This window comes from Thermomicrobium sp., from assembly GCF_053493975.1.
On sequence record NZ_JBRBZA010000001.1, the window covers coordinates 1 to 20,250 of the forward strand.

The 20,250-nt window shown below is 64.9% G+C and carries 20 protein-coding genes; 13 read left to right on the forward strand and 7 right to left on the reverse strand.

The features are described 5' to 3' along the window. From ACWIVK_RS00005 to ACWIVK_RS00025, 5 genes are all read left to right on the forward strand, one after another. Positions 1 to 618 (forward strand): citrate/2-methylcitrate synthase (locus ACWIVK_RS00005; protein ID WP_448574487.1); only part of this gene is annotated, 618 nt, incomplete at its 5' end. Between the two features lie 69 nt (positions 619 to 687). Beyond that, positions 688 to 1,644, forward strand: a complete 957-nt coding sequence (locus tag ACWIVK_RS00010) for a type II secretion system protein E (RefSeq protein ID WP_448574488.1) — start codon at positions 688 to 690, stop codon at positions 1,642 to 1,644. After that, positions 1,623 to 3,023: a sigma 54-interacting transcriptional regulator gene (locus ACWIVK_RS00015; RefSeq protein WP_448574490.1), complete on the forward strand. Its 1,401-nt coding sequence runs from the start codon at positions 1,623 to 1,625 to the stop codon at positions 3,021 to 3,023. Before ACWIVK_RS00010 ends, ACWIVK_RS00015 begins: the two co-directional genes overlap by 22 nt. Positions 3,024 to 3,050: 27 nt before the next feature. Further along, entirely contained in the window at positions 3,051 to 5,147 is a 2,097-nt protein-coding gene (locus tag ACWIVK_RS00020) for a VWA domain-containing protein (RefSeq protein WP_448574491.1), read from the forward strand. A gap of 108 nt (positions 5,148 to 5,255) precedes the next feature. Continuing rightward, positions 5,256 to 5,522, forward strand: a complete 267-nt coding sequence (locus tag ACWIVK_RS00025; protein WP_448574492.1) for a hypothetical protein — start codon at positions 5,256 to 5,258, stop codon at positions 5,520 to 5,522. A 3-nt stretch (positions 5,523 to 5,525) separates the two neighbouring features. Here the strand turns inward: ACWIVK_RS00025 and ACWIVK_RS00030 are convergent, their stop codons facing one another. Together ACWIVK_RS00030 and ACWIVK_RS00035 are read right to left on the reverse strand one after the other, a co-directional pair. Beyond that, positions 5,526 to 6,305, reverse strand: coding sequence for a lipoate--protein ligase family protein (locus ACWIVK_RS00030; RefSeq protein WP_448574493.1), 780 nt, complete (start codon positions 6,303 to 6,305; stop codon positions 5,526 to 5,528). Next, positions 6,302 to 6,589, reverse strand: coding sequence for a biotin--protein ligase (locus ACWIVK_RS00035; RefSeq protein WP_448574494.1), 288 nt, complete (start codon positions 6,587 to 6,589; stop codon positions 6,302 to 6,304). Before ACWIVK_RS00035 ends, ACWIVK_RS00030 begins: the two co-directional genes overlap by 4 nt. Before the next feature lie 208 nt (positions 6,590 to 6,797). On the opposite strand from ACWIVK_RS00035, the gene ACWIVK_RS00040 reads away from it, so the two are divergent. Further along, positions 6,798 to 7,337, forward strand: coding sequence for a YIP1 family protein (locus tag ACWIVK_RS00040; RefSeq protein ID WP_448574496.1), 540 nt, complete (start codon positions 6,798 to 6,800; stop codon positions 7,335 to 7,337). Between the two features lie 131 nt (positions 7,338 to 7,468). Here ACWIVK_RS00040 and ACWIVK_RS00045 read toward each other — a convergent pair whose 3' ends face one another. Further along, positions 7,469 to 8,296, reverse strand: coding sequence for a carbon-nitrogen hydrolase family protein (locus tag ACWIVK_RS00045; protein ID WP_448574529.1), 828 nt, complete (start codon positions 8,294 to 8,296; stop codon positions 7,469 to 7,471). A gap of 298 nt (positions 8,297 to 8,594) precedes the next feature. Here ACWIVK_RS00045 and ACWIVK_RS00050 point away from each other — a divergent pair, with 298 nt between their 5' ends. The 6 genes from ACWIVK_RS00050 (at position 8,595) to ACWIVK_RS00075 (ending at position 16,307) form a co-directional block, all read left to right on the forward strand. After that, positions 8,595 to 9,104 (forward strand): hypothetical protein, encoded by a 510-nt coding sequence (locus tag ACWIVK_RS00050; RefSeq protein WP_448574497.1) that lies wholly within the window; start codon positions 8,595 to 8,597, stop codon positions 9,102 to 9,104. 64 nt (positions 9,105 to 9,168) lie between these two features. Then, on the forward strand, positions 9,169 to 9,954 hold the full coding sequence (locus ACWIVK_RS00055; protein WP_448574499.1) for a hypothetical protein: 786 nt from the start codon (positions 9,169 to 9,171) through the stop codon (positions 9,952 to 9,954). Continuing rightward, positions 9,951 to 10,346: a hypothetical protein gene (locus ACWIVK_RS00060; RefSeq protein WP_448574501.1), complete on the forward strand. Its 396-nt coding sequence runs from the start codon at positions 9,951 to 9,953 to the stop codon at positions 10,344 to 10,346. The genes ACWIVK_RS00055 and ACWIVK_RS00060 overlap by 4 nt, the downstream gene beginning before the upstream one ends. Before the next feature lie 558 nt (positions 10,347 to 10,904). Continuing rightward, positions 10,905 to 12,956 carry a hydantoinase/oxoprolinase family protein gene (locus ACWIVK_RS00065; protein WP_448574502.1) on the forward strand — a complete coding sequence of 684 codons (2,052 nt, stop codon included), beginning with the start codon at positions 10,905 to 10,907 and terminating at the stop codon, positions 12,954 to 12,956. Further along, positions 12,953 to 14,554 (forward strand): hydantoinase B/oxoprolinase family protein, encoded by a 1,602-nt coding sequence (locus ACWIVK_RS00070; protein ID WP_448574503.1) that lies wholly within the window; start codon positions 12,953 to 12,955, stop codon positions 14,552 to 14,554. The genes ACWIVK_RS00065 and ACWIVK_RS00070 overlap by 4 nt, the downstream gene beginning before the upstream one ends. Positions 14,555 to 14,855: 301 nt before the next feature. Continuing rightward, complete coding sequence (locus ACWIVK_RS00075) at positions 14,856 to 16,307, forward strand: Tat (twin-arginine translocation) pathway signal sequence domain-containing protein (protein WP_448574505.1); 1,452 nt, start codon at positions 14,856 to 14,858, stop codon at positions 16,305 to 16,307. Positions 16,308 to 16,326: 19 nt separating this feature from the next. Here ACWIVK_RS00075 and ACWIVK_RS00080 read toward each other — a convergent pair whose 3' ends face one another. Continuing rightward, a complete protein-coding gene (locus ACWIVK_RS00080) occupies positions 16,327 to 17,073 on the reverse strand; it encodes a DUF554 domain-containing protein (RefSeq protein WP_448574507.1) in 747 nt (248 codons plus the stop codon). A gap of 181 nt (positions 17,074 to 17,254) precedes the next feature. On the opposite strand from ACWIVK_RS00080, the gene ACWIVK_RS00085 reads away from it, so the two are divergent. After that, positions 17,255 to 18,388 carry a VIT1/CCC1 transporter family protein gene (locus ACWIVK_RS00085; RefSeq protein WP_448574508.1) on the forward strand — a complete coding sequence of 378 codons (1,134 nt, stop codon included), beginning with the start codon at positions 17,255 to 17,257 and terminating at the stop codon, positions 18,386 to 18,388. A 72-nt stretch (positions 18,389 to 18,460) separates the two neighbouring features. Here ACWIVK_RS00085 and ACWIVK_RS00090 read toward each other — a convergent pair whose 3' ends face one another. The 3 genes from ACWIVK_RS00090 to ACWIVK_RS00100 form a co-directional block, all read right to left on the reverse strand. Further along, positions 18,461 to 18,601: a hypothetical protein gene (locus ACWIVK_RS00090; protein WP_448574509.1), complete on the reverse strand. Its 141-nt coding sequence runs from the start codon at positions 18,599 to 18,601 to the stop codon at positions 18,461 to 18,463. A gap of 52 nt (positions 18,602 to 18,653) precedes the next feature. Continuing rightward, positions 18,654 to 18,977, reverse strand: coding sequence for a hypothetical protein (locus ACWIVK_RS00095; protein ID WP_448574510.1), 324 nt, complete (start codon positions 18,975 to 18,977; stop codon positions 18,654 to 18,656). Between the two features lie 306 nt (positions 18,978 to 19,283). Continuing rightward, a complete protein-coding gene (locus ACWIVK_RS00100; RefSeq protein ID WP_448574511.1) occupies positions 19,284 to 20,243 on the reverse strand; it encodes a N(4)-(beta-N-acetylglucosaminyl)-L-asparaginase in 960 nt (319 codons plus the stop codon). Positions 20,244 to 20,250 lie beyond the last annotated feature (7 nt).

Genomic DNA, 20,250 nt, shown 5'->3' on the forward strand with positions numbered 1-20,250 from the left:
CTCGAGGTCGAGGCGATGAACAAGATCCTGGTGCTCCACGCCGATCACGAGTTCAACGCCTCGACCTTCGCGGCGCGGGTCGTAGCCGCGACACTGGCTGACATGCATGCCGCAGTCACGGCGGCGATCGCGGCACTCAAAGGGCCGCTCCACGGCGGGGCGAACGCTGCTGTCATGCAGATGTTGGAGGAGATCGGAACGCTCGACCGGGTCGAGCCGTACATCGCGGAGAAGCTGGCTCGCAAGGAGCGGATCATGGGTTTCGGCCATCGCGTGTACAAGGGGGAAGATCCGCGTGCCAAGTGGCTCCGCGACCTCTCGCGCCGACTCGGGGAAGCACGTGGTGATCTCCGCTGGTACGAGCTCTCGGTGGCGATCGCCGAGGTGATGCAGCGGGAAAAGGGACTCTATCCCAATGTCGACTTCTACGCGGCCTCGGTCTACCATTATTTGGGGATCGAAAAGGAGCTCATGACACCGGTCTTCGCGGCGAGCCGCATTGCGGGCTGGACCGCGCACGTCCTGGAGCAGCAGGCCGACAATCGTTTGATCCGGCCGCGCGCCGAGTACGTCGGGCCGACGAACCGGCACTACGTGCCGCTGGAGCAGCGGGGCTGAGGCGGCATCGCTTCCGAGTATGAGCGGCGGGTCAGGCGAGGCGATGCGGCTCTCGGGTATCCTTGACCCATGGAGCGTTGGAGGAGACCGCCCGATCCGGAGCTGACCGAGTTTCCCCCGGCCGATTGGTGGGGACGATACGGTGCGCGAGGGAGCGGCGACCTCTCGCTCGTCGATCTCGTGCGTCTGGGCTGCATGGATGCCGCCACCGCCGCGTTCCTCTGGATCGCGCTCGAGCAGCGAGCGTCCGTCATCGTCGCGGCCCGCGAGCATGGGGCCGGGAAGACGACGTTGCTCACCGCGCTGGCTGACCTTCTCCCGGCGGGGACGACATGCTATTACCTGCGCGGTTGGTACGAGCGGTTCGCCTTCGCCAGCGAGCTCGATCCACACAGAACCTATCTCCTCGTCAACGAGATCAGCGATCACTTGCCGATCTACTTGTGGGGGAAAGGGGTGCGACGCCTCTTCGCGCTCCTGGCTGCAGGCTGGCGTCTCGGGGCGACCGTGCACGCCCAGGGCGCTGACGAGGTTTTTGCGTTGCTGAACAGCTTCCCGCTCGAGGTGCCGGCCGAGCACTTGGTCGCGCTCGACCTGGTGGTGACGCTCGGTATGGGGGTGACGAGCGAGGGACTGCTGCGACGCGTGGTCCGCGTCGAGGCGATCGGCGCTCCGGAAAATCGTCCAGCGATCCGGTTGCTCGCGCTGCGCGAGACGCTGCGCTCACCGCTCGCGGTGTACCCGTCCGTTTTCCTGGAGACCTTGCGCGATCGTTTCGGCTTGCCGGTCGAGGTAGCGAGCCGCGAACTCGCGCGACGGCAGCGGTGGATCGCGCGTTGGGTGGCGGAAGGACTCCGCGGGCGCGATGCCTTCCGGAGCGCGCTCGCCGCCGAGCGCCGGCAGTCGACAGAAGGAGTTGACGGGTTGCCGGCGCGGAGTAGGATTGAGGAAGCACTTCACCACGTCGACGCCGACGCACTGGAAACGACGATCGAGGAGCCGACATGGAGAGACCACGAACGCTAGGCGAGCTACGCGAGAGCGGCTACCGCGTCCTTCCTGTTCGGGAAGAAATGCGCAAGAACCTCATCGCCAAGATTCAGGCAGGAGAGCCGATTTTCCCTGGCATCATCGGGTACGAGGAGACGGTCATCCCGCAGGTGGAGAATGCCATTTTGGCCGGGCAGGACATCATCTTCCTCGGTGAGCGCGGCCAGGCCAAGACGCGCATGGCGCGGCTCCTCGTCAATCTCTTGGACGAGGAGATTCCGATCGTCGCCGGCAGCGAGGTGAACGATAACCCGTTCGCTCCCATCTCGAAGTATGCGCGGGATCTCATCGCCGAGAGGGGCGACGCGACGCCGATCGCGTGGATCCGGCGCGAGGAGCGCTATGCGGAAAAGCTGGCCACCCCAGACACGACGATCGCCGATCTGATCGGCGAGATCGACCCGATCAAAGTGGCGGAGGGACGCTATCTCTCCGACGAGCTCACCATCCACTACGGCCTGATCCCGCGGACCAATCGCGGCATCTTCGTCATCAATGAGCTTCCCGACCTGGCTGAGCGGATTCAGGTGGGGTTGCTCAACATCATGGAAGAGCGAGACGTGCAGATTCGGGGCTATCGGGTGCGACTGCCGCTCGACGTGTTCGTCGTCGCGAGCGCCAATCCCGAGGACTACACCAATCGCGGGCGGATCATCACCCCGCTCAAGGATCGCTTCGGTGCGCAGATCCGGACCCATTACCCGCGGACCATCGAGCACGAAATCGCCATCATGGAGCAGGAGCGGACGCCGGTCGAGGTGCCTGGTATCGCGGTGACGGTGCCACAGTACATGCGCGAGATCGTCGCCGAGATCACGCACCTCGCACGCCGCAGTCCGGATATCAGCCAGCGCTCCGGGGTCAGCGCGCGCATGTCGGTCGCCAATTACGAGACGCTGATCAGCAATGCGGTCAAGCGGGCTCTCCGCTTGGGCGAGAAGCATGCGGTGCCGCGGATCAGCGATCTCCCGGCGCTCGTCGCCTCCACGCTCGGGAAGCTGGAGTTCGAAACGCTGGGCGAGGTGCAGGAGGATCGGATCATCGAGAAGTTGATCAACGGGGCAGTCGTGGCGACCTTCAATCGCTACTTCTCGGTGCGGGACTTCGACGATCTCATCCTCGCCTTCGAGAACGGCCTGACCGTGGAGGCCTCCGATCTCCAGCCAGCGATGCGCTATGTCCATCAGGTCTCCCATATCGAGAGCCTGCGGCGTGCTACGCAGCGGCTCGGTGCGACGGGGGACCCGGCGCTGGTCGCGGCGGCAGTCGAGTTCGTGCTCGAGGGACTGCACTTGAACCGGCGCGTGAACAAGGAGCGTGCCACCGGACGCGGTGCCGCCCGCTACCGGAGCTGACGAGGAGAGAGCGCCAGGAGGTGCACCGTGGCCGGTACGCCGAATCGTTTCCGCTACAGTCGCTGGGACGGAACCCAGGAGATCGCTGCCTTCACGGCCGAGGAGTTGCTCGAAGCGATGGCCGACGACCTCCTGGCCGAAGGGGATGTCAACCGAGCGCTACAACGGCTCTTCCGCTGGGGAATGGATCGCCCCGATGCCCGGATGCCTGGATTCCGCGAACTCCTGGAACGGATTCGCCAGCAGCGCCAGCAGTTGCTCCAGCGCTACGACCTCGGCTCGGTTCTCGACGACCTCAACCAGCGCTTGGACGAGGTGATCCGAACGGAGCGGGCCGGGATCGAGCGACGCGTCCAAGAAGGACGTGAGCGGCTCGCTCGTGCGCAGGAGCGGGCTGCGCCGGTGTCCGAGGGAGGAGAGAGAGGTGGGACGCAGTCAGAGGTGGGGGAAGGCGAGGCCGCGCCGGCCGATCCGGCGCTGCAGCGCTTGCTGGAGCGGATGGCGCAACAGAAGCTGGCCTTCCTGGATCAGCTTCCGGCTGATCCGGCAGGGCGCATCCGCGCGCTCAGCGACTACGAGTTCATGGATCCGGAAGCGCGACGGAAGTTCCAAGAGCTGCTCGCCTCGTTGCAACGACAGGTACTCGAGCAGACATTCCAAGGTCTGCAGCAGGCGATTCAGAATCTGACCCCCGAGGCGCTTCAAGAGCTCCGGCAGATGCTGCGGGATCTCAATGAGCTGTTGCGCGAGCACGCTCAGGGTGGTCAGCCCGATCTGGACCGCTTCAAGCACCGCTGGGGACACTACTTCGGGCGCGATTTCGCCAGTGTCGAGGAACTCCTCGATCACCTGGCTCGCCAGATGGCAGCAGTGCAGAGTCTGCTCGATTCCCTGCCGCCCGAAATGCGGCAGCAACTCGAGGAAGCACTCGAGGCGGCGCTGCGCGATCCCGAACTGCAGCAGGAACTCCGCCAGCTCGGCCGAATGCTCGGACAACTCATGCCGGAGAATCCCTATCGGCAGGCGCAGCCGTTCAGCGGGAGCGAGGAACTGACGCTGAGCCAAGCGTTGCGGCTGATGGAGCAACTGCGCGAGATGCAGGACTTCGAGGAGCAGCTGGAGAGTGTCCGCGATTGGCGCGATCTCGGACGAGTCGATTTCGAGCGGCTGCGCGAGCTGTACGGTGATGAGTTGGCCGCGCAGCTCGATGCGCTCCGTCAGATCACGCGCCTGCTCGAGGAGGCGGGGTATATCCAGCGGACACGCCGGGGCTACGAGCTGACGCCTCGTGCGATCCGGCGGATCGGGCAAAAGGCTCTGCGCGAGATTTTCCAACATCTCAAGCGAAATCGCTTCGGCCAGCACCCGATCGAGCGGAGCGGTCGCGGCGGTGAGCCGCTCGAGGAAACCAAGGCGTACGAGTTCGGGGATCCGTTCCTCTTGCATCTGCCGCGGACGGTCATGAACGCGATCCAGCGGGAGGGGCCGGGGACGCCAGTGCGGCTGCGGCCAGAGGACTTCGAGGTATTCCGGACCGAAACGATGACCCGGGCCGCGACCGTGCTCATGGTCGACATGAGCCGTTCGATGCTCTATAACGGCTGCTTTCTCGCGGCCAAGAAGGTCGCTCTCGCGTTGGATAGTCTGATCCGCACCCAGTTTCCCCGCGATGTGCTGTACATCATCGGCTTTTCCTACGTCGCTTCGGTCCTCGAGCCGGAGGAACTGCCGCACATCACCTGGGACGAGTACAACTACGGGACCAACATGCAGCATGGCTTCATGTTGGCCCGACAGCTCCTGGCTCGGCACCGAGGGGGAACGCGGCAAATCATCCTGATCACCGATGGGGAACCAACGGCCTACTTCGATGGCGAGCAGGTGCGTTTCTCTTACCCGCCGACCTACCAAACCTTCCAAGAGACGCTCAAGGAAGTCGCTCGCTGCACACGCGAGGAGATCGTCATCAACACGTTCATGTTGGAGCGGAGCCCCTATCTGGCGAGTTTCGTGAACGAGATGACGCGGATCAACAAAGGTCGTGCCTTCTTCGCGACGCCGGATCATCTCGGCGAGTACATCGTGATGGACTATGTGGCGAACAAGCGTTTTCGGCTGCGGTGAGGCGGAAACATGCTGCGGAGACTAGCGGGACGAGGCTCGGCACTGCCTTCCTCGCCGGACGGCGAGAGGAGTGTACCCCGCGTAGAAGCCGAGGACTTCCAGGCACACGTGACGAATTCGACCGGTGAGACACTGGTCTACCGGTACGAGGACATCTTGCGAGCTGTCGGACGCTTCATCGACGAGGAGCAGCTCGTCGACGTGATGATCGTGCAGACAGAGGCCGGTGTCCTCGTACGAGGAATGCGGCGCCCCCAGCCTGGTACCCGTCTGGCCTCCACCTTCTGCGAGCGACTGTTCAGCAAGGCAGAAATCGCGGCGATCCTCGAGGAAGGTCGCCGGCGACGGGGAACAGGCTCGAAGCTGTTCCAGTAGCGCTCAGGGCAGGATCGCCGTCCACTCCCAGGTTCCGAACTTGGTGCGGACCAGTTCGCGGGCCTCGTCGATCTCTTCGGGGAAGAGCATGCCTTCCTCGAGGCCATGACGTTCGGCGAACGTCCGGATGAGGTGTTCCTGGATCACCTCCCGCGGCAGGTCAGTCTGCTGCCGCAATGGAGCGACTCGCTTGGCTGCACTCGGCACACCTTTGTCGCTCAGTTTCTCGCGTCCGATGCGGATGACGCGCGGAACCTTCTCAGGCTCGATATCGTAGGCCATAGTCGTGTGATGCAAGACGGCACCGTAGCGGCGAGCTTGCGCTGCGCCACCGATCTTGCCACGCGCGCAGGCGATGTCGTTGATCGGCTGGTACCACGCGTCGACGCCGAGCGCCCGCAACGCCTCGACGACCCACTGGTCGAGAAAGGCGTACGATTCCTGGAAGGACATCCCGGCGACCAGTTCCGGCGGCGCATAGATCGAATAGGTGATCACTTTACCGGGCTCGGTCAGCATGGCACCACCACCGGTAATGCGGCGGACGACCGTGATGCCATAACGCTCGGCCTCGGCAAAATCGACCTCGTTGCGGAGCGACTGGAAGCGACCGATCACGACTGCGGGAGCCGTCCATTCCCAGAAGCGGAGCGTGGGAGGGCGCTCGCCCGCTCCCACTCGACGCGTCAGCACCTCGTCGAGCGCCATCTGCATCGCTGGATCGAATCCTTCCCCAGCGATCAACTGCCAGCGGTACCGCCTCCAGCGTTCCAGATGGGTCATCCGATCGCCCTCCGGGTCGCTCGTGCGACGGCTTCGGGAGAGAAGCCGAGAAGTTCCAGGCTGCTCCCGAAGGGCTCGAGCGCACGTTGGATCCGCTCGACCAGTTCCTCCTCGCTGGCATCGACCGGTGCGTCTTCCAGCGCCTGCGCGATCGCATCGAGCGCTTCGGGAGGTTCGAGGAAGAAATCGCCCGTGACCTGCACGTTGCGCAGTCGACCACCGATCACCTCGCAGTCGACTTGCACCAGCTTGCCACCGGGTGTCTTGTACTCACCGTGGCGCATCGGGCGCTCCTGGCTACCGAATCGGGGCAGTGCTGCCCGACCTTCAAGTGTACGCGAGAGGCACGGGGCCAGGGCAGGAGACGAGAGGTCGACAAGACGGTCATGATTTCGAAAACGAGCGTTGCCGAATCAGATCTTGACTTCATGGATCCCTTGTACGAAAATGACTCCGTAGTTCCGGAGAAGATAGCCGAACGAGGAGGGGAAAATGGCGCATGCGGGTGTGATCGAGCGTGCTCTCGGTGCGGCGCGGTTGGATGCGGAGGCCTACGAGAGTGTCGAGCGTGACGAGGCGGCGACTGGTACCGCGCTCGCCATCGTGGTCCTCTCAGCGATCGCGAGTGGGATCGGAAATCTACGAGATGCGGGTATCCCGGGACTCGTCGGTGGAGTGATCTTCGGCGTGATCGGGTTCGTCCTGTACGCGGGAATCGCCTATTTGATCGGAGGTAAGCTTTTCGCGACGAGCGAAACGCGCGTGACGATCGGCCAGCTCCTGCGCACGCTCGGCTTTGCCCAGGCGCCGGGTGTCCTCTACGTCCTCGGCCTCCTACCCGTGGTGGGCGGATTGATCCGCTTTGTGATCGGCATCTGGATCTTGGTCGCGAGCGTTATCGCGATTCGCCAGGCTTGCGACTTCTCGACTGGCCGCGCGATCCTGACGGCGGTCGTTTCCTGGATCGTTTATTTCTTCTTCGTGGTGGTGCCAGCCGCGATTCTCGGCGCGCTCGTCGCTGCGCTGACCTGATTCGGGCGCGTCGCGGAGTGTCCGGAAGGTCTGCGCATCCGTCGTGGGGTACCCGGGAAGAGCGCGTGGGCTGGACCGAGGGGGCTGATTCGATCGGTCCAGCCCACCATGAAGCGAGTTTCTCGTCCGGTTCAACGTGTCAGAGCGAGACTCCCATAGGTTTCCGGCCGGCGATTGGCCAGTGACGGGAGCTGGGTTCGTACTTCGCGAAGGTAGGCGAAGTCCAGCGTCGTCACGACCACACCGACGCGATTGATCGCCTCGGCGATGACGGTTCCCCAGGGGTCGGCGACGAGGGAGTGGCCATAGCACTGTTGCCCCGGATCGTGTGGACCGATTTGGGCTGGCGCGGCAACGTAGCACTGGTTCTCGATCGCTCGGGCGCGCAGCAACACGTGCCAGTGGTCCTTGCCGGTGTAGAGCGTGAAGGCGGCGGGAACGAGGATGAGTTCGGCTCCTTCGAGCGCGAGCAGGCGATAGAGTTCGGGGAAACGCAGATCGTAGCAGATGGTCAGCCCGACCACGTGCCCTGCTACCTCGGCGGTCACGACCCGGTCACCGGGCAAGATGGTCGCCGACTCGTTGCTGGAGACATTGCCGGTCAGATCGACATCGAAGAGGTGGATCTTGCGGTAGCTGGCGATGATTTCACCGTCGGGCGCAAAGAGAACGCTCGTGTTGTAGTACTTGCCGGGGATCGCTGAGCGCTCGAGGATCGAGCCGCCCAGGAGGTAGATGCCGTAGCGGCGGGCGAGCGTGGCGAACCGCTCGGTGGTCGGACCGGGAATCGGCTCGGCGTTCGCCTCGTGGAGTTCGCGGGGTCCGAGAAAGTTGACGTACTCGGGCAGAGCGACCAGTTCGGCACCTTGCCTGGCCGCTTCTTCGATCAGCCGTTCAGCGACGGCGAGGTTCTCGCTTTTGTCCGAGCGGGAGTTCATTTGCACGAGTCCGATCCGCAAAAGGTCGCTCATGGCGGTCTCCTCTCTGCTTCGTCCAGCGATCCGCTTGCCGCATTGTACTGTGGGAACGCGGGATCGGTGCAGTGCACCGGCGGACGGTCGCTGACTCGCTCACGGCACGGTCGTGTGCGAAAACGAGCAGCGCGGCGCGAGACCGGGGATCGCGCGCGATGTTGGCTGCTCTTCGCCGGTGACGTGAACCGTCGATCGGGATCGAGCGCGCTCGCTGAACACTCGACAAGTCTCTCTCTGCTATTTTGAGTGTGGCCAGTCGACCAGCTACGGAAAGGATCGCCTCATGCGACATGCTCGGCAGGCTTCGTTGCTCGCTCTCGCCGCCGCGCTCGTGACTGTCACTGGAGCGAAGGCGCTCGATGCCGATTTCCCCGAGTATGCCCTACGCGATGCAGCGGGGAACGATTATCGATCGATTGCCCGCGTGCGGCATACCCCGTACAGCGACTACATTCTCGTCCAGTCGTTCGGTTTGCGGGTCAACGTCATGACGGTCGGCCATCGTGCGGTCTGTGAAGACTCTCGCTGGACGCGCTCGGCGCCAGCCCCGTACAACGGCCGGTTCTGGGACAACGGGGCGGCGTTTCCGCTGTACTACTGGAATACGCCGCGATGGACGTACGAAGCCTTCGGACAGCGCATCGACTGGGGTGGACCGAACACGCCGGTTTGGATCGAGCACATGACGAGTGGCGAGGATAGCTGTGGCAGTTCGGCAGGCTTCTTGCGGGCAGCCGGTATCGAGTCGTACCGGTTTCCGACGTACTGGTACTGGCAGGCGATGACCCGATAGCAGGTGCGCCATGCATCGGGGCGGGTGGAGGCAGCGTGCAGCAGGGCGGTGGAGCGTCGCCGCGATGGCGATGCTTCTCGCTGGACCGCTCCTGATCGGGTGCGGGACAGCGGAGAGTCCTCGCGCGACCGGGTTGCCGGTCGAAACGCGAGCGAGCGGCATCCGCATTCGTTTGACCGACGTGCAGGCGCGGCTCATCGGCACCGTCTTGCGCCTGGAGCTGCGACGCGAAATGGCCACGCGGCCGAGCGAGACGTTCCTCCCGATCGCCGCCGATATGCTGAACGTGACCGGATTCGTCGGTGACGAGCGTCTCTGGGGAAGTCTCGTGAGCTATCCGGAACGCGACGGCTGGCTTCCGGTCGACCTGCTCGTGGGCTACCGGCCCGCCGAGCCTGGAGAGGCCACCGTGACGATCGAATGGCTTTTGGTGGCGCCGGAAACGGGTTTGAACGGTAGCCCGCGCCGGATCGAAGGTCCCTGGACCTTTGTCCTCCCGAAGAGCGTCTTCGATCGAGCGGCTGTAGCGCCGACCGTGTTTGCGGTGGAGCGCGAGATAGCTACTGACCACCCCGACCTCCGAATCGTGCTGCACCATCTTTTTTCCAGCCGAGCCGGCACCGGCATCGTCTATCGGCTCGAGACCGGAAAGCTGGGCCCTTCGCATGTCCTCGACAATGGCCTACGGGTGCGCTTGTCCAACGGGGGACTGGTGGAAGCCTCGGGTGAATGGCCACTGCCCGACGGGTCACGCGTGGCGGAGTTTCCCCCGCTGGGCGGGCAGACACGAGCGAGTGGTACCCGTGGATCGTCGCGCACCCCGAGCCGGTTCGGATCGCATTGGACTTGAGGCCACGCTGGGAAGTACCAGAGGGGGCGATCGTCCCGCTCGGGACGGCGTTCGAGTTGGGCGGTGAGCCACTCACGGTGACGAGCGTGCAGCGTCGGGGCGACGAGATGGTACTGGTCGTGCGGAACCTGCTCGACCCGGAAGCGCGTCGGATGCTCCTCGTCGGACCGGTCTGGGAGGGCATCGTTCTCCGAGCGGAGATGGGCAAGGTCTATCGCAACATCGGTGGGAGTGCAGGATTGGAACGGGACGAGAAAGGCGGGGTCTTCGCCGGAGCTTCGACACTCGAGTTCGAGCTCCCACCGGAGGGCACGCAGCGCGTGCGGCTCGAAGTTCCGGTCACTGGACGGCTCGTCCGTGCCCCGGCGGTAACACTCGCCCTGGACCAGTGAAGAACGGTGAACGAGAAGTGGTTGCCAGCGCCGGCATTCCCGGCAGCGTGGAAGCGATCGTGATCCCGGTGTTCCCGGGTCGATCGCTTCCGCCACTCGCTGGACGACGAGCGTGTCGTGCAGTCGGTCCGGTCGGCAAGCAGTACAGATCTTTGAACCCTCTCCGGTGGTCGGCAGGCGAGTGCTCCTGCGTTTCCTGTCCTTCGGCCCTACTCTCCCCGATGAGGTACACCAGAGCGCGTGGTAGCCAGCGAGAGCTTCCACCGATGTTGCGTGCATCCTGAGCCGAACTCGCATGTCGACGCTCGCCCGCTTCTTCTGACCGTCCGGTGAGGAGAAACGCGCTCCAGTTCTTTGCCGCGGTACCCCCGACGGAAGGCGCACGGGCTCACGTGCCAGGGATCGACCGATCCGGGCCGTTGAGAGGGAGCAGGTATCGGTATGGTCGGATGCCGTGCACGTTCCAGGTGCGTTCGGGGCGGCAGACTTGTACCATAGCCAGCTATGCTACCGTGGGTCAGGTTCTGAGGAGTACGTCGTCACAGCGAAGGAGCGGCGATGGTTCGGGTCGGTGTCGATACCGGTGGGACCTTTACCGATTTCGTCGTCCTGGATGGCACTGGTGTTCGTCTCCACAAGGAACCGTCGACCCCGGACGATCCGGCACGAGCGATCGTGCGTGGACTCGAACGGCTCGGCGTCCTTCCGACAGTGCGCGAACTCCTCCACGGTTCGACAGTGGCAACGAACGCGATCCTGGAACGGAAGGGAGCCCGTACCGCGCTGGTGACGACAGCGGGATTCCGCGACGTGCTGGAGATCGGCCGACAGAACCGGCCACGGCTCTACGATCTGCGGCAGACGAAGCCTCCGCCGCTGGTTCCGCGGGCGCTCCGTTTCGAAGTGCGCGAGCGCTTGGACGAGCGCGGTGGCGTGCTCGTGCCGCTGGTCGACGATGACCTGCACAGCGTAGTGGCGGAACTCCGGTTGGCAGGCGTGGAGTCGGTCGCGGTCTGTCTTCTCTTCAGCTTCGTCAATCCGGAGCACGAGAAGCGGGTTGCGGAGTTCCTGCGCGCTCGGGGATTCCTCGTTTCGGCATCACACGAGATCTCACCCGAATATCGCGAGTACGAGCGCACGTCGACGACGGTCCTGAATGCGTTCGTTGCCCCAGTGATGGGACAGTATCTGGAGCGTCTGGCGGCGAGTCTTCCCGCCGGCTGTGCGCTCGGCATCATGCAATCGAACGGTGGGTTGGTGAGCGCGGCAGTAGCTGGGCGACAAGCGGTACGCACCATTCTGTCCGGACCGGCGGCTGGAGCGATCGGGGCACGGGCAGTCGCTGCGCGGTCCGGGTTCTCGCGCGTCATCAGCTTCGACATGGGTGGGACTTCCACCGATGTCTGCCTGATCGATGGGACGCCGAGCGAGCGCAGCGAAGGCGAAATCGCTGGTTACCCCGTTCGGGTTCCGATGCTGGACATGCACACGGTCGGCGCCGGGGGTGGTTCGATCGCGTGGTTCGATACCGGTGGCGTGCTGCGGGTCGGACCGCAGTCGGCGGGCGCGGTGCCGGGACCAGCGGCGTACGGGCGGGGTGGGAGCGAACCCACGGTCACCGATGCGGCCGTGGTTCTCGGATGGCTGCTCCCGGATGCCTTTCTGGGTGGGGAGATGCGGCTGGAGGTGGAGCGAGCGCGGGATGCGCTCGGTCGAGTGGCGCGGGTGCTGGGCGTGCGGCTGGAGGAAGCGGCCTGGGGAATCCTGGAGGTGGCGCAGGCGAACATGGTGGGAGCGATCCGGGTGATCACGGTGGAGCGCGGGAAGGATCCGCGGGAATACGGGCTGGTGGGATTCGGTGGAGCGGGGCCGATGATGGCGTGCCTGCTCGCCTCCGCGCTACATATCCCACTCGTTCTCATTCCGCCGCATCCCGGCACGCTCTCCGCCCTCGGCCTGCTGACAGCCGACCGACTGCGCGACTACACCCGGAGTCTGATGCTGAAGGCGAACGAGCCTACGGCAGCGTCGGCAGTCAGCGAGGCGTTCGCCGCACTCGAGGCTGCGGCACTGCGCGATGCGGCGGCCGACGGAACGACGCCCGACCAGCTGGTGTTCCACCGCGCTCTCGACATGCGCTATGCGCGGCAATCGTACGAGCTGACGATTCCCTTCCAGTCATCGCTGGCCGAGACCGTGCGTGCCTTTCATGCCGCGCATCAGGATCGCTATGGCTATGCCATGCCCGGCGAACCGGTGATGGTCGTGTCAGCGCGCCTGCGGGTCAGTTCGCCGGGCCCAGCCGAACTTCCACCGCCAGAACCCATTGCCGAACTATGGGAACCGACCCCGATCGATGAGCGGGCCGTCTTTTTCCGTACCGGTCATCGTGTTGTGCCTCATCGCGTGCCGCATTACCGGCGAGAAGAACTCGGTCCTGGAGCCGTGCTCGTCGGTCCAGCACTGGTTACGCAGTACGACAGCACGACCGTGATCCCGCCTGGTTGGCGAGGATTCGTCGACGGGGGACTCTCGCTCGTCCTCCGCCAGCGGGGTGACGGGGTGGAACTCCTCGATAGGAAATACCATGACTCGGAGGCCGAGCGATGAGCGGTGAAGCGCGCATCGATCCGATCTCGCTCGCTGTCTTCGCGGCCGCGGTCAGTGCGATCGCCGAGGAAATGGGTGCTGCGCTGCAGCGCTCCAGTTACTCGCCGAACATCAAGGAGCGGCTCGATTTTTCATGTGCCGTCTTCGATCCAGCTGGACAGATGCTCGCGCAAGCCGCCCACATACCGGCGCACCTCGGCTCGATGCCTGACTCGGTGCGCGCGGTCATCGAGCACTGCGCTCCCTTCGCGCCCGGCGACGTCGTCGTCCTGAATGACCCCTATCTGGGAGGCAATCATCTCCCCGATATCACCATGGTCACCCCGGTCTTTCTCGACGACAGTGGGAGCGTCCTGCTCGGCTATGTGGCCAATCGGGCGCACCACGCTGACGTCGGTGGTATCAGCCCGGGCTCGATGCCGATCGCGACCGAGCTGTATCAGGAGGGGATCATCATTCCGCCGATCAAGCTGTGGCAGCGCGGTCAGCTGAATGAGGCGGCGCTCGCCCTCATCTTGCGCAACGTGCGTACGCCGGACGAGCGTCACGGTGACCTCCTCGCCCAGTACGCAGCGAACCGTACCGGTGTGCGACGGGTGCGCGAGCTGGTCGCTCGGTATGGAGTGGCGTCGTACCAGGCGCTCTCGGCAGCACTCCTCGACTACGGAGAACGCCTGGCCCGAGCTGCCATCCGCCAAATCCCGCCCGGTTCGTACTCTTTTACTGACTATTTGGACGACGACGGTGTGAGCGAAGAACCCGTCTCGATCACTGCGACGATTACCGTCGATGGCGAGATACTGGAGGTCGATTTCACCGGAACGTCTCCTGAGCGAACCGGGAGCATCAATACGGTCGAGACCGTCACCAAGTCAGCCGTGTATTACGTGTTGCGCTGCCTGATGCCGGAGGATGCACCGATGAACCACGGCGTCTTCCGGACCGTGCGGGTGATCGCGCCGGAGGGTACGGTCGTCAACGCCCGACCGCAACGGGCAGTCGCTGGCGGCAACGTAGAGACGTCACAACGGATCGTCGATGTCCTGTTCGGCGCACTGGCGAGGGCGTTGCCCGATGTCATCCCCGCGGCGAGTCAGGGGACCATGAACAACCTCACGATCGGTGGCATCGACCCGCGCACCGGTACACCGTTCGCGTACTACGAGACGATGGGCGGGGGGATGGGAGCACGCCCGGGACTGGATGGGCTATCCGGTGTTCACGTCCATATGAGCAACACGCGCAATACGCCGGTCGAAGCCTTGGAGTATGCCTATCCCGTCCGCGTCGTGCGGTATAGCCTGCGCGACGGTTCCGGGGGACGCGGTGCTGCCCGGGGCGGAGATGGACTCGTCCGCGAGCTCGAGTTCTTGACGAGCGCCGAGGTGACCTTGCTGACTGAGCGTCGGCGTTTTGCGCCATGGGGGTTACAGGGTGGCGAGCCGGGCGCGACCGGACGGAATCTCTTGATCACGCGCCGGCCGGACGGCCGCGAGCAGGACCTTCTCCTCCGGGGGAAGCAGCGCCTGACAGTCCATCCGGGCGATCGGCTCCGCATCGAAACACCCGGGGGCGGTGGCTGGGGCACCCCGCACTGAGCAGGCGCGATAGCTGTCCGGGAGTCTCCCAGTTCGTCCCCTGACGAGGACGTCACCACCGTCGTGCTCGCTGGTGCGGCATCGCTCGCATCTGCTCGGCCGTGGTTCTCCTTGTCTGCCTGTGCCCGGCGCTTCCCGTGACCTAGGAAACGCGGACACACCTCTCTCCCGACCGGACTGGCCGATTTAGGACCGGAGTCATCTCCCCGCTGCGTGCTCCGCTCGGGTACACCGAGGAACGGGGCGGTAAGCAGGCGCCGAGGGATGCGGAGGGACCGGCCAACGCGGGGGGACAGCGGGGATGCTCAGCGGGGCACGATACAGCGATGAGCCGACACCGCAACGGCGGCCAGCCTGCCCGTACTTCCGCTTGCTCGTCGATCCGGAGGCCCATGCGCTCTCGCTCGGTGAGCAGCGGGTGTGCGCAGCGGATCACCGGCCGCTCGCCGATCTGGCCTGGCAAGCGTCCTACTGTCTCGGTTCGTTCGAGAGTTGTCCACGCCTGCGCCTCACGCGTGGTGAACCCGAACCACAACCGGGTTCGTATCTGCTGGATCTCCTCGCTTCGCAGCGAGCTTGGACTCCAGCTGGGATGGGCAGTGTGGGGCCAACTGGGGGAACAGCTCCGGCAGCGGGCGCAGCATTCGTTCGCTCCCAAAGGGGACCGACTGCGGCCCTGCGCCAGCGACTGATCGACCTCACCCGTCGCCCCTTGGCAGTGGCCGTTCTGACTACCGCACTGCTCGGCGGCCTGTGGGCCGGCATCGCCCTCGCCAACTCGCTGGTGACGAATCGACCGGCAATCGATGCCGGGCAAAGGACGGTGACCAGCGCTCCAGCCTTTACGCTCCGGACCGATCGGCCGGTACCGACACCGACTCCATTACCGGCACCGGCCCAATTGCCCGGGCTGCCGGTGCTCTCGGCGAGTCGCGCCAGTACGCCGACGCCGACACCGGCTCTGCGTCCTTCACCGACCGCCACCCCGACCCGCGAGCCGACGTCGACGCCTTCGCCGGCTGTCACGGCGATCCCCTCACCGGCAGCGGTCGCCCCGACTGCACCAGTCGTCCCGCCGAGGACGAGTTCGCCTGCGGTGACTCCGACTCCCGTTCCGCAGCTGGAACTGTCGCCGACACCGGTCGCCACTCCGACCGAGTCGCCATGGCCGTCAGTCGGTCCGCCGGTCGCGGCTATCCCAGAGCCGACCGCGACGCCGCTGCCCAGCCCGACGCCCACGCCTGATCCCTGGCGCGATTTGCCGCCGATGGCCCGTGTCGGGCAGCCGGTGCCCGTCGCGAGTATCGGTGGCATCCTCGGAACGCTCACGCCGTATCCCTTCGCCGGTAACGCTCTCGCGGGCGCGGCACCGGCAGATTCCGATGCCGTCGCGCACCTGTCCCTCCCAGCGACTGCGGCTGTTCTCTACGGAACGCAAAGTGGAGCCTCGCAGGGCCGCATCTGGCTGAACCCGTCCAGTCCGGTGCAGCGCATCGTGCTGGTCGCCGAAGGGATGACCAATCCAGGATCGCTCGCGCCGGTCGTGCGCATCGGCATCAATGGCTTGACGGTCTGGGAAGGTGTGAGCCCCTTCCCGCGTGGCGAGTGGGGGACCTTCGCCTGGGTGATCGACAAATCCCAGCTTCTCGCCGGTTCGCAATTGACGATCTCGCTGTCGCTCGCCACCCCAGGAGACGACGGTACCGAACCGTGGGTGGCTCTCGCGACCGTCACCGTGTACGTCGACTCCTGAGGGAGCGGCAGAGGCAGGGTCAGCTCAACCAGCGCGCGAGCGTGGAGACGAGTGGACCCAGCACGAGCGCGGGGAGGAACGAGGCCACGCGGACCCGTCCCAAGCTGAGCAAGTTGATCGCGATCCCGATCATCATCACGCCGCCGACACCGGTCACCAGGAGGATGCGCGGGTCATTGGCGGGATCAGGGAGCAGTTGGGCCAGAGCACCAGCTGCGAGCGAGACGCCTCCCTGATACAGGAGGATCACGAGGATAGAGAACCCGACCCCGACCCCATACGCACTGGCGAGCGCGACACTGGAGATCCCATCTAACGTCGCCTTGATGACCAACAGTGTCGCGTCACCGGTCAGGCCGTTGTTGAGCGAGCCGATCAGCGTCATCGGCCCCACGCAGAAGAGCAGGCTCGCTGCCACGAATCCCTCGGTGAACGATCCGCCGCCACCCACGCGCCGTTTGATCCAGTTTCCCAGCGTTTCGAGCCCCTCCTCGACGCGCCACCACTCGCCGAGCAGTCCACCCAACACGAGTGTCACCAGTCCGAGGACGACGCCATCGAAACGCCCGACCGTCGCCTGACCGAGACTCCCGGCCATGGAGAGCGCGATGAAGACGGTCGTGAGGCCGACACCTTGGACAGCGATTCGCTGCATGCGATCCGGTAAGCGACCGTGGAGCAGGAGACCGAAAGCGGTTCCGATCGCTACTGTCGTGGCGTTGATCCATGTGCCGCTTGTCCGCGACCAGAAATCCAGGAAGTCCATTACAGCCCCATCCTGTTGACCGTACCGACGTTCTACTTTCCGCTTCGGTAAGGTGCCACACCCTGCCGTGTGCGACCGGCAAGGCGAGGAGCGTGCCTGCTCGCCTGGAGCGAGAGCCTACCGCACCTGACCGACTCATGGTAGTGTCAGGCGCGACGGGCGAAACGGAGGATGCGCAGCGATGACCGACGCACACGATGCCATCGCTCGCTATCGAAGCAATCTTCAGGCCGAGATCGACAGTGCCGCGTTGTATCGAGCCCTGGCTGAAGCTGAGCGTTCGCCGGAGCTCCGGGAGGTCTTCCAGCGGCTGGCAGCCATGGAGCAGGAACACGCCCGATTTTGGGAACAGAAACTCCGCGAACTCGGCGTGCCGGTTCCCCAGCTCCGCCCAAGCTGGCGCACGCGTGTCCTCATCGCGATCGCGCGGCATTGGGGTGCAGCGCTGGTCCTCCCGACGGTTACCGCTCGGGAATGGGCTGACCAGGCCAAGTACGATGCGCAGCCTGAGGCTGCGACGACTCCGTTGCCGGCGACCGAGCATCGACATGCACGCTTGCTCCAATTGATCGGGCGCGAACGGCCGAGCGGTCTCCCAGGGAGCGCGCTGGCCGTCTTGGAGGGCCGTCATCGTGCTGTCGGAGGAAACGCGCTGCGCGCTGCTGTGCTCGGTGCGAACGATGGGCTCGTGTCCAACCTGAGTCTCGTCATGGGGGTGGCCGGTGCTGACTTGGCTCCCAAGGTGATCCTCCTGACCGGCATCGCCGGCCTCTTGGCTGGTTCGCTTTCCATGGCGATGGGCGAATGGCTCTCCGTGCAGAGCGCGCGGGAACTCTTCGAGCATCAGATCCGGATCGAGCAGGAGGAACTCATCGCCTTCCCGGAGGAAGAGCGTGAAGAGCTGGAATTGATCTATCGCGCGAAGGGACTCCCGCCCCAAACGGCTCGCGAGTTGGCCGATCGGCTCGTTCGCGAGGGAGCGCCGGCACTGGAAACGCTGGTTCGCGAAGAACTCGCGATCGACCCGGAGGAGTTAGGCGGATCGGCTTGGGAAGCGGCGGTCGCCTCCTTTCTGCTCTTTTCGGTCGGAGCCATCGTCCCCATCCTGCCGTACATCGCCTTGGGCGGGATACGGGCAGCGGTAGCGAGCGTCGTACTGAGTGGACTGGCCCTGTTTCTCCTCGGAGCTGGCATCACGGTCATCACCGGTCGCAGCGCACTTCGCTCTGGGTTGCGGCAGGTGGTGATCGGACTGGCAGCTGCCGCGATCACCTTTGGCGTCGGACGACTCTTCGGCGTCGCCCTCGCTGGCTGACCAGCACGTGCACCCGGGCACGAGAGGCTGCCTGGGCGCACAGGATGTGTCGAGCCGGGACGATGTTCTGGTTCAAGCGGAGAGGTTGTTCGGATCGTACCGTCGCTCGAGCTGGCTCGAACACTCGTCATTCGGGCCGTAGGCAGCACGCACGCCTCCGTTCCCCTCGTCACCGAGTTCGTTGACGCAGGCGGCCTTCGGCAGAGCAGGCAACGCGCTCCAGACTCGTTCGATCCAGGCCCGGTTCGCACCGTCCTCGGCCGGGTCACGCCAGATCGCCAGGGCGGTCACCACCCCAGGGGCGGTTGCGATGCGGGAACACTGTGGCTTGCATCGGCATGGTAGCGACTGCGCCGCCGAGGCGAACGAACAGGATGCGACTCTGCGGCGACGTTGCCTCTGCGTGGGCAGTGGCCAGTGGTTCGATGACGAGCGGATCGAGCGTGTCGAGGAAGTTGCCGCGACCGTAGTAGCGGAACCCCGGTGCCGCAACCTGGTCGAGCATGCGTTGCTGCGCAGTGTACGGCAGCCGGACGGTCTCCTCGAAGACCGGAGTTCCGAGTCTGCGGAACGGTGCGAAACTCTGCACGGCCAGCTCGCTGGATGCCGTCGATACGAGCGTCAGTGCAGCGACCGCTACGCCTTCCGGTGCCGTCAGGAAGACGAAGGTCACCGACAGACGCAGTACGGAACACCCTGGGGAGCACGGGGATCGAGTGCCCGTTCTTCACCGTGCCAGGTACGGAACGTGTTTCGGTGGGACAGACTGCACTTCCTGTGCGATCCAGCTGGCGTAGACCGCCAGCGCCGCTCCGCACGCCCACGTTCCGGCGGCTCATCGGAGCGGATCACACCCTGCCCACCGAATCCTGGCCAGTGACGATTCAGCGCGTGTTCATTCGCGGAGCGGGACGTGCAGGCGAGGCCGTTCCTCGTACGTCTCCATCTCGATCGTCTGCACGACATAAGTGGCTTCGGGCGACGTCGAGGCTGCGGCCACATTTCCGTAGCGATCCATGGCAACGATGTTCATCACGGTGTCAGCCTCGGCATAGGGATCGTCGAGGTGGCGGAGGTCGAGCATCGCTTGGCGGAGGGCCTCCTCGAGCGGCAAGCCGAAGCGAAGGAACATGACGACACTATGGGCGGTCGCGCAGCGGATCGCCATCTCGCCGCGTCCAGTACACGCGGCAGCGCCATACCGGTTATCGGCATAATTACCAGCTCCGATAATGGGGGAATCGCCGAGCCGTCCGGGCCACTTGAATCCCCAGCCGCTCGTGGACACCGCGCAGGCGATGTTCCCTTCGAGATCACGAGCGATCACGTTCGTCGTGCCGAAGAGTTCGCGGTGCAGGAGTTCAGTCCAGCGGCGAACGACCGCCATGTACAGTTGGTAGCGGTCCTCGTAGACGTTCTGCTCGGGAGCGAGTCGCCCTTCGATCACCGCACGCCAGATCGCTTCAGCTTCCGGAGTGAGCAAGTTGGCAGGCTGGAACCCGTGCGTCCGGGCGAACAGTTCCGCTCCTTCCCCGACCAGCATGACGTGCGGTGTGCACTCCATGATCCGGCGGGCAACCTCGATCGGATGCGGATAATGCTTGAGCGCGCCGACTGCACCGGCGGCCAGCGTCCGGCCGTCCATGATGCTGGCATCGAGTTCGACTTCACCGAGGATATTCGGGATACCACCAGTTCCGACTCCCTGGTCGCGGAGATCGTCCTCGACGGCTTTGACTGCTGCGATCGCTGCCTCGAGGGCACTGCCGCCACTCCGCAAAATCTCGATGGCTCGCGGGAACCCGACTGCCGCGTTGCGGCTGCCGACGACGATACCGCGGATCTCCTCCGGCATCGTACCC

What these genes read in the sequence shown, in the direction of transcription:
- ACWIVK_RS00055 (WP_448574499.1), top strand. Translation starts at nt 9,169, where the DNA reads ATGGCGATGCTTCTCGCTGGACCGCTCCTGATCGGGTGCGGGACAGCG.
- ACWIVK_RS00015 (WP_448574490.1), top strand. Translation starts at nt 1,623, where the DNA reads ATGGAGAGACCACGAACGCTAGGCGAGCTACGCGAGAGCGGCTACCGC.
- ACWIVK_RS00085 (WP_448574508.1), top strand. Translation starts at nt 17,255, where the DNA reads ATGACCGACGCACACGATGCCATCGCTCGCTATCGAAGCAATCTTCAG.
- ACWIVK_RS00040 (WP_448574496.1), top strand. Translation starts at nt 6,798, where the DNA reads ATGGCGCATGCGGGTGTGATCGAGCGTGCTCTCGGTGCGGCGCGGTTG.
- ACWIVK_RS00075 (WP_448574505.1), top strand. Translation starts at nt 14,856, where the DNA reads ATGCTCAGCGGGGCACGATACAGCGATGAGCCGACACCGCAACGGCGG.
- ACWIVK_RS00035 (WP_448574494.1), bottom strand. Translation starts at nt 6,589, where the DNA reads ATGCGCCACGGTGAGTACAAGACACCCGGTGGCAAGCTGGTGCAAGTC.
- ACWIVK_RS00080 (WP_448574507.1), bottom strand. Translation starts at nt 17,073, where the DNA reads ATGGACTTCCTGGATTTCTGGTCGCGGACAAGCGGCACATGGATCAAC.
- ACWIVK_RS00010 (WP_448574488.1), top strand. Translation starts at nt 688, where the DNA reads ATGGAGCGTTGGAGGAGACCGCCCGATCCGGAGCTGACCGAGTTTCCC.
- ACWIVK_RS00065 (WP_448574502.1), top strand. Translation starts at nt 10,905, where the DNA reads ATGGTTCGGGTCGGTGTCGATACCGGTGGGACCTTTACCGATTTCGTC.
- ACWIVK_RS00050 (WP_448574497.1), top strand. Translation starts at nt 8,595, where the DNA reads ATGCGACATGCTCGGCAGGCTTCGTTGCTCGCTCTCGCCGCCGCGCTC.
- ACWIVK_RS00070 (WP_448574503.1), top strand. Translation starts at nt 12,953, where the DNA reads ATGAGCGGTGAAGCGCGCATCGATCCGATCTCGCTCGCTGTCTTCGCG.
- ACWIVK_RS00030 (WP_448574493.1), bottom strand. Translation starts at nt 6,305, where the DNA reads ATGACCCATCTGGAACGCTGGAGGCGGTACCGCTGGCAGTTGATCGCT.
- ACWIVK_RS00100 (WP_448574511.1), bottom strand. Translation starts at nt 20,243, where the DNA reads ATGCCGGAGGAGATCCGCGGTATCGTCGTCGGCAGCCGCAACGCGGCA.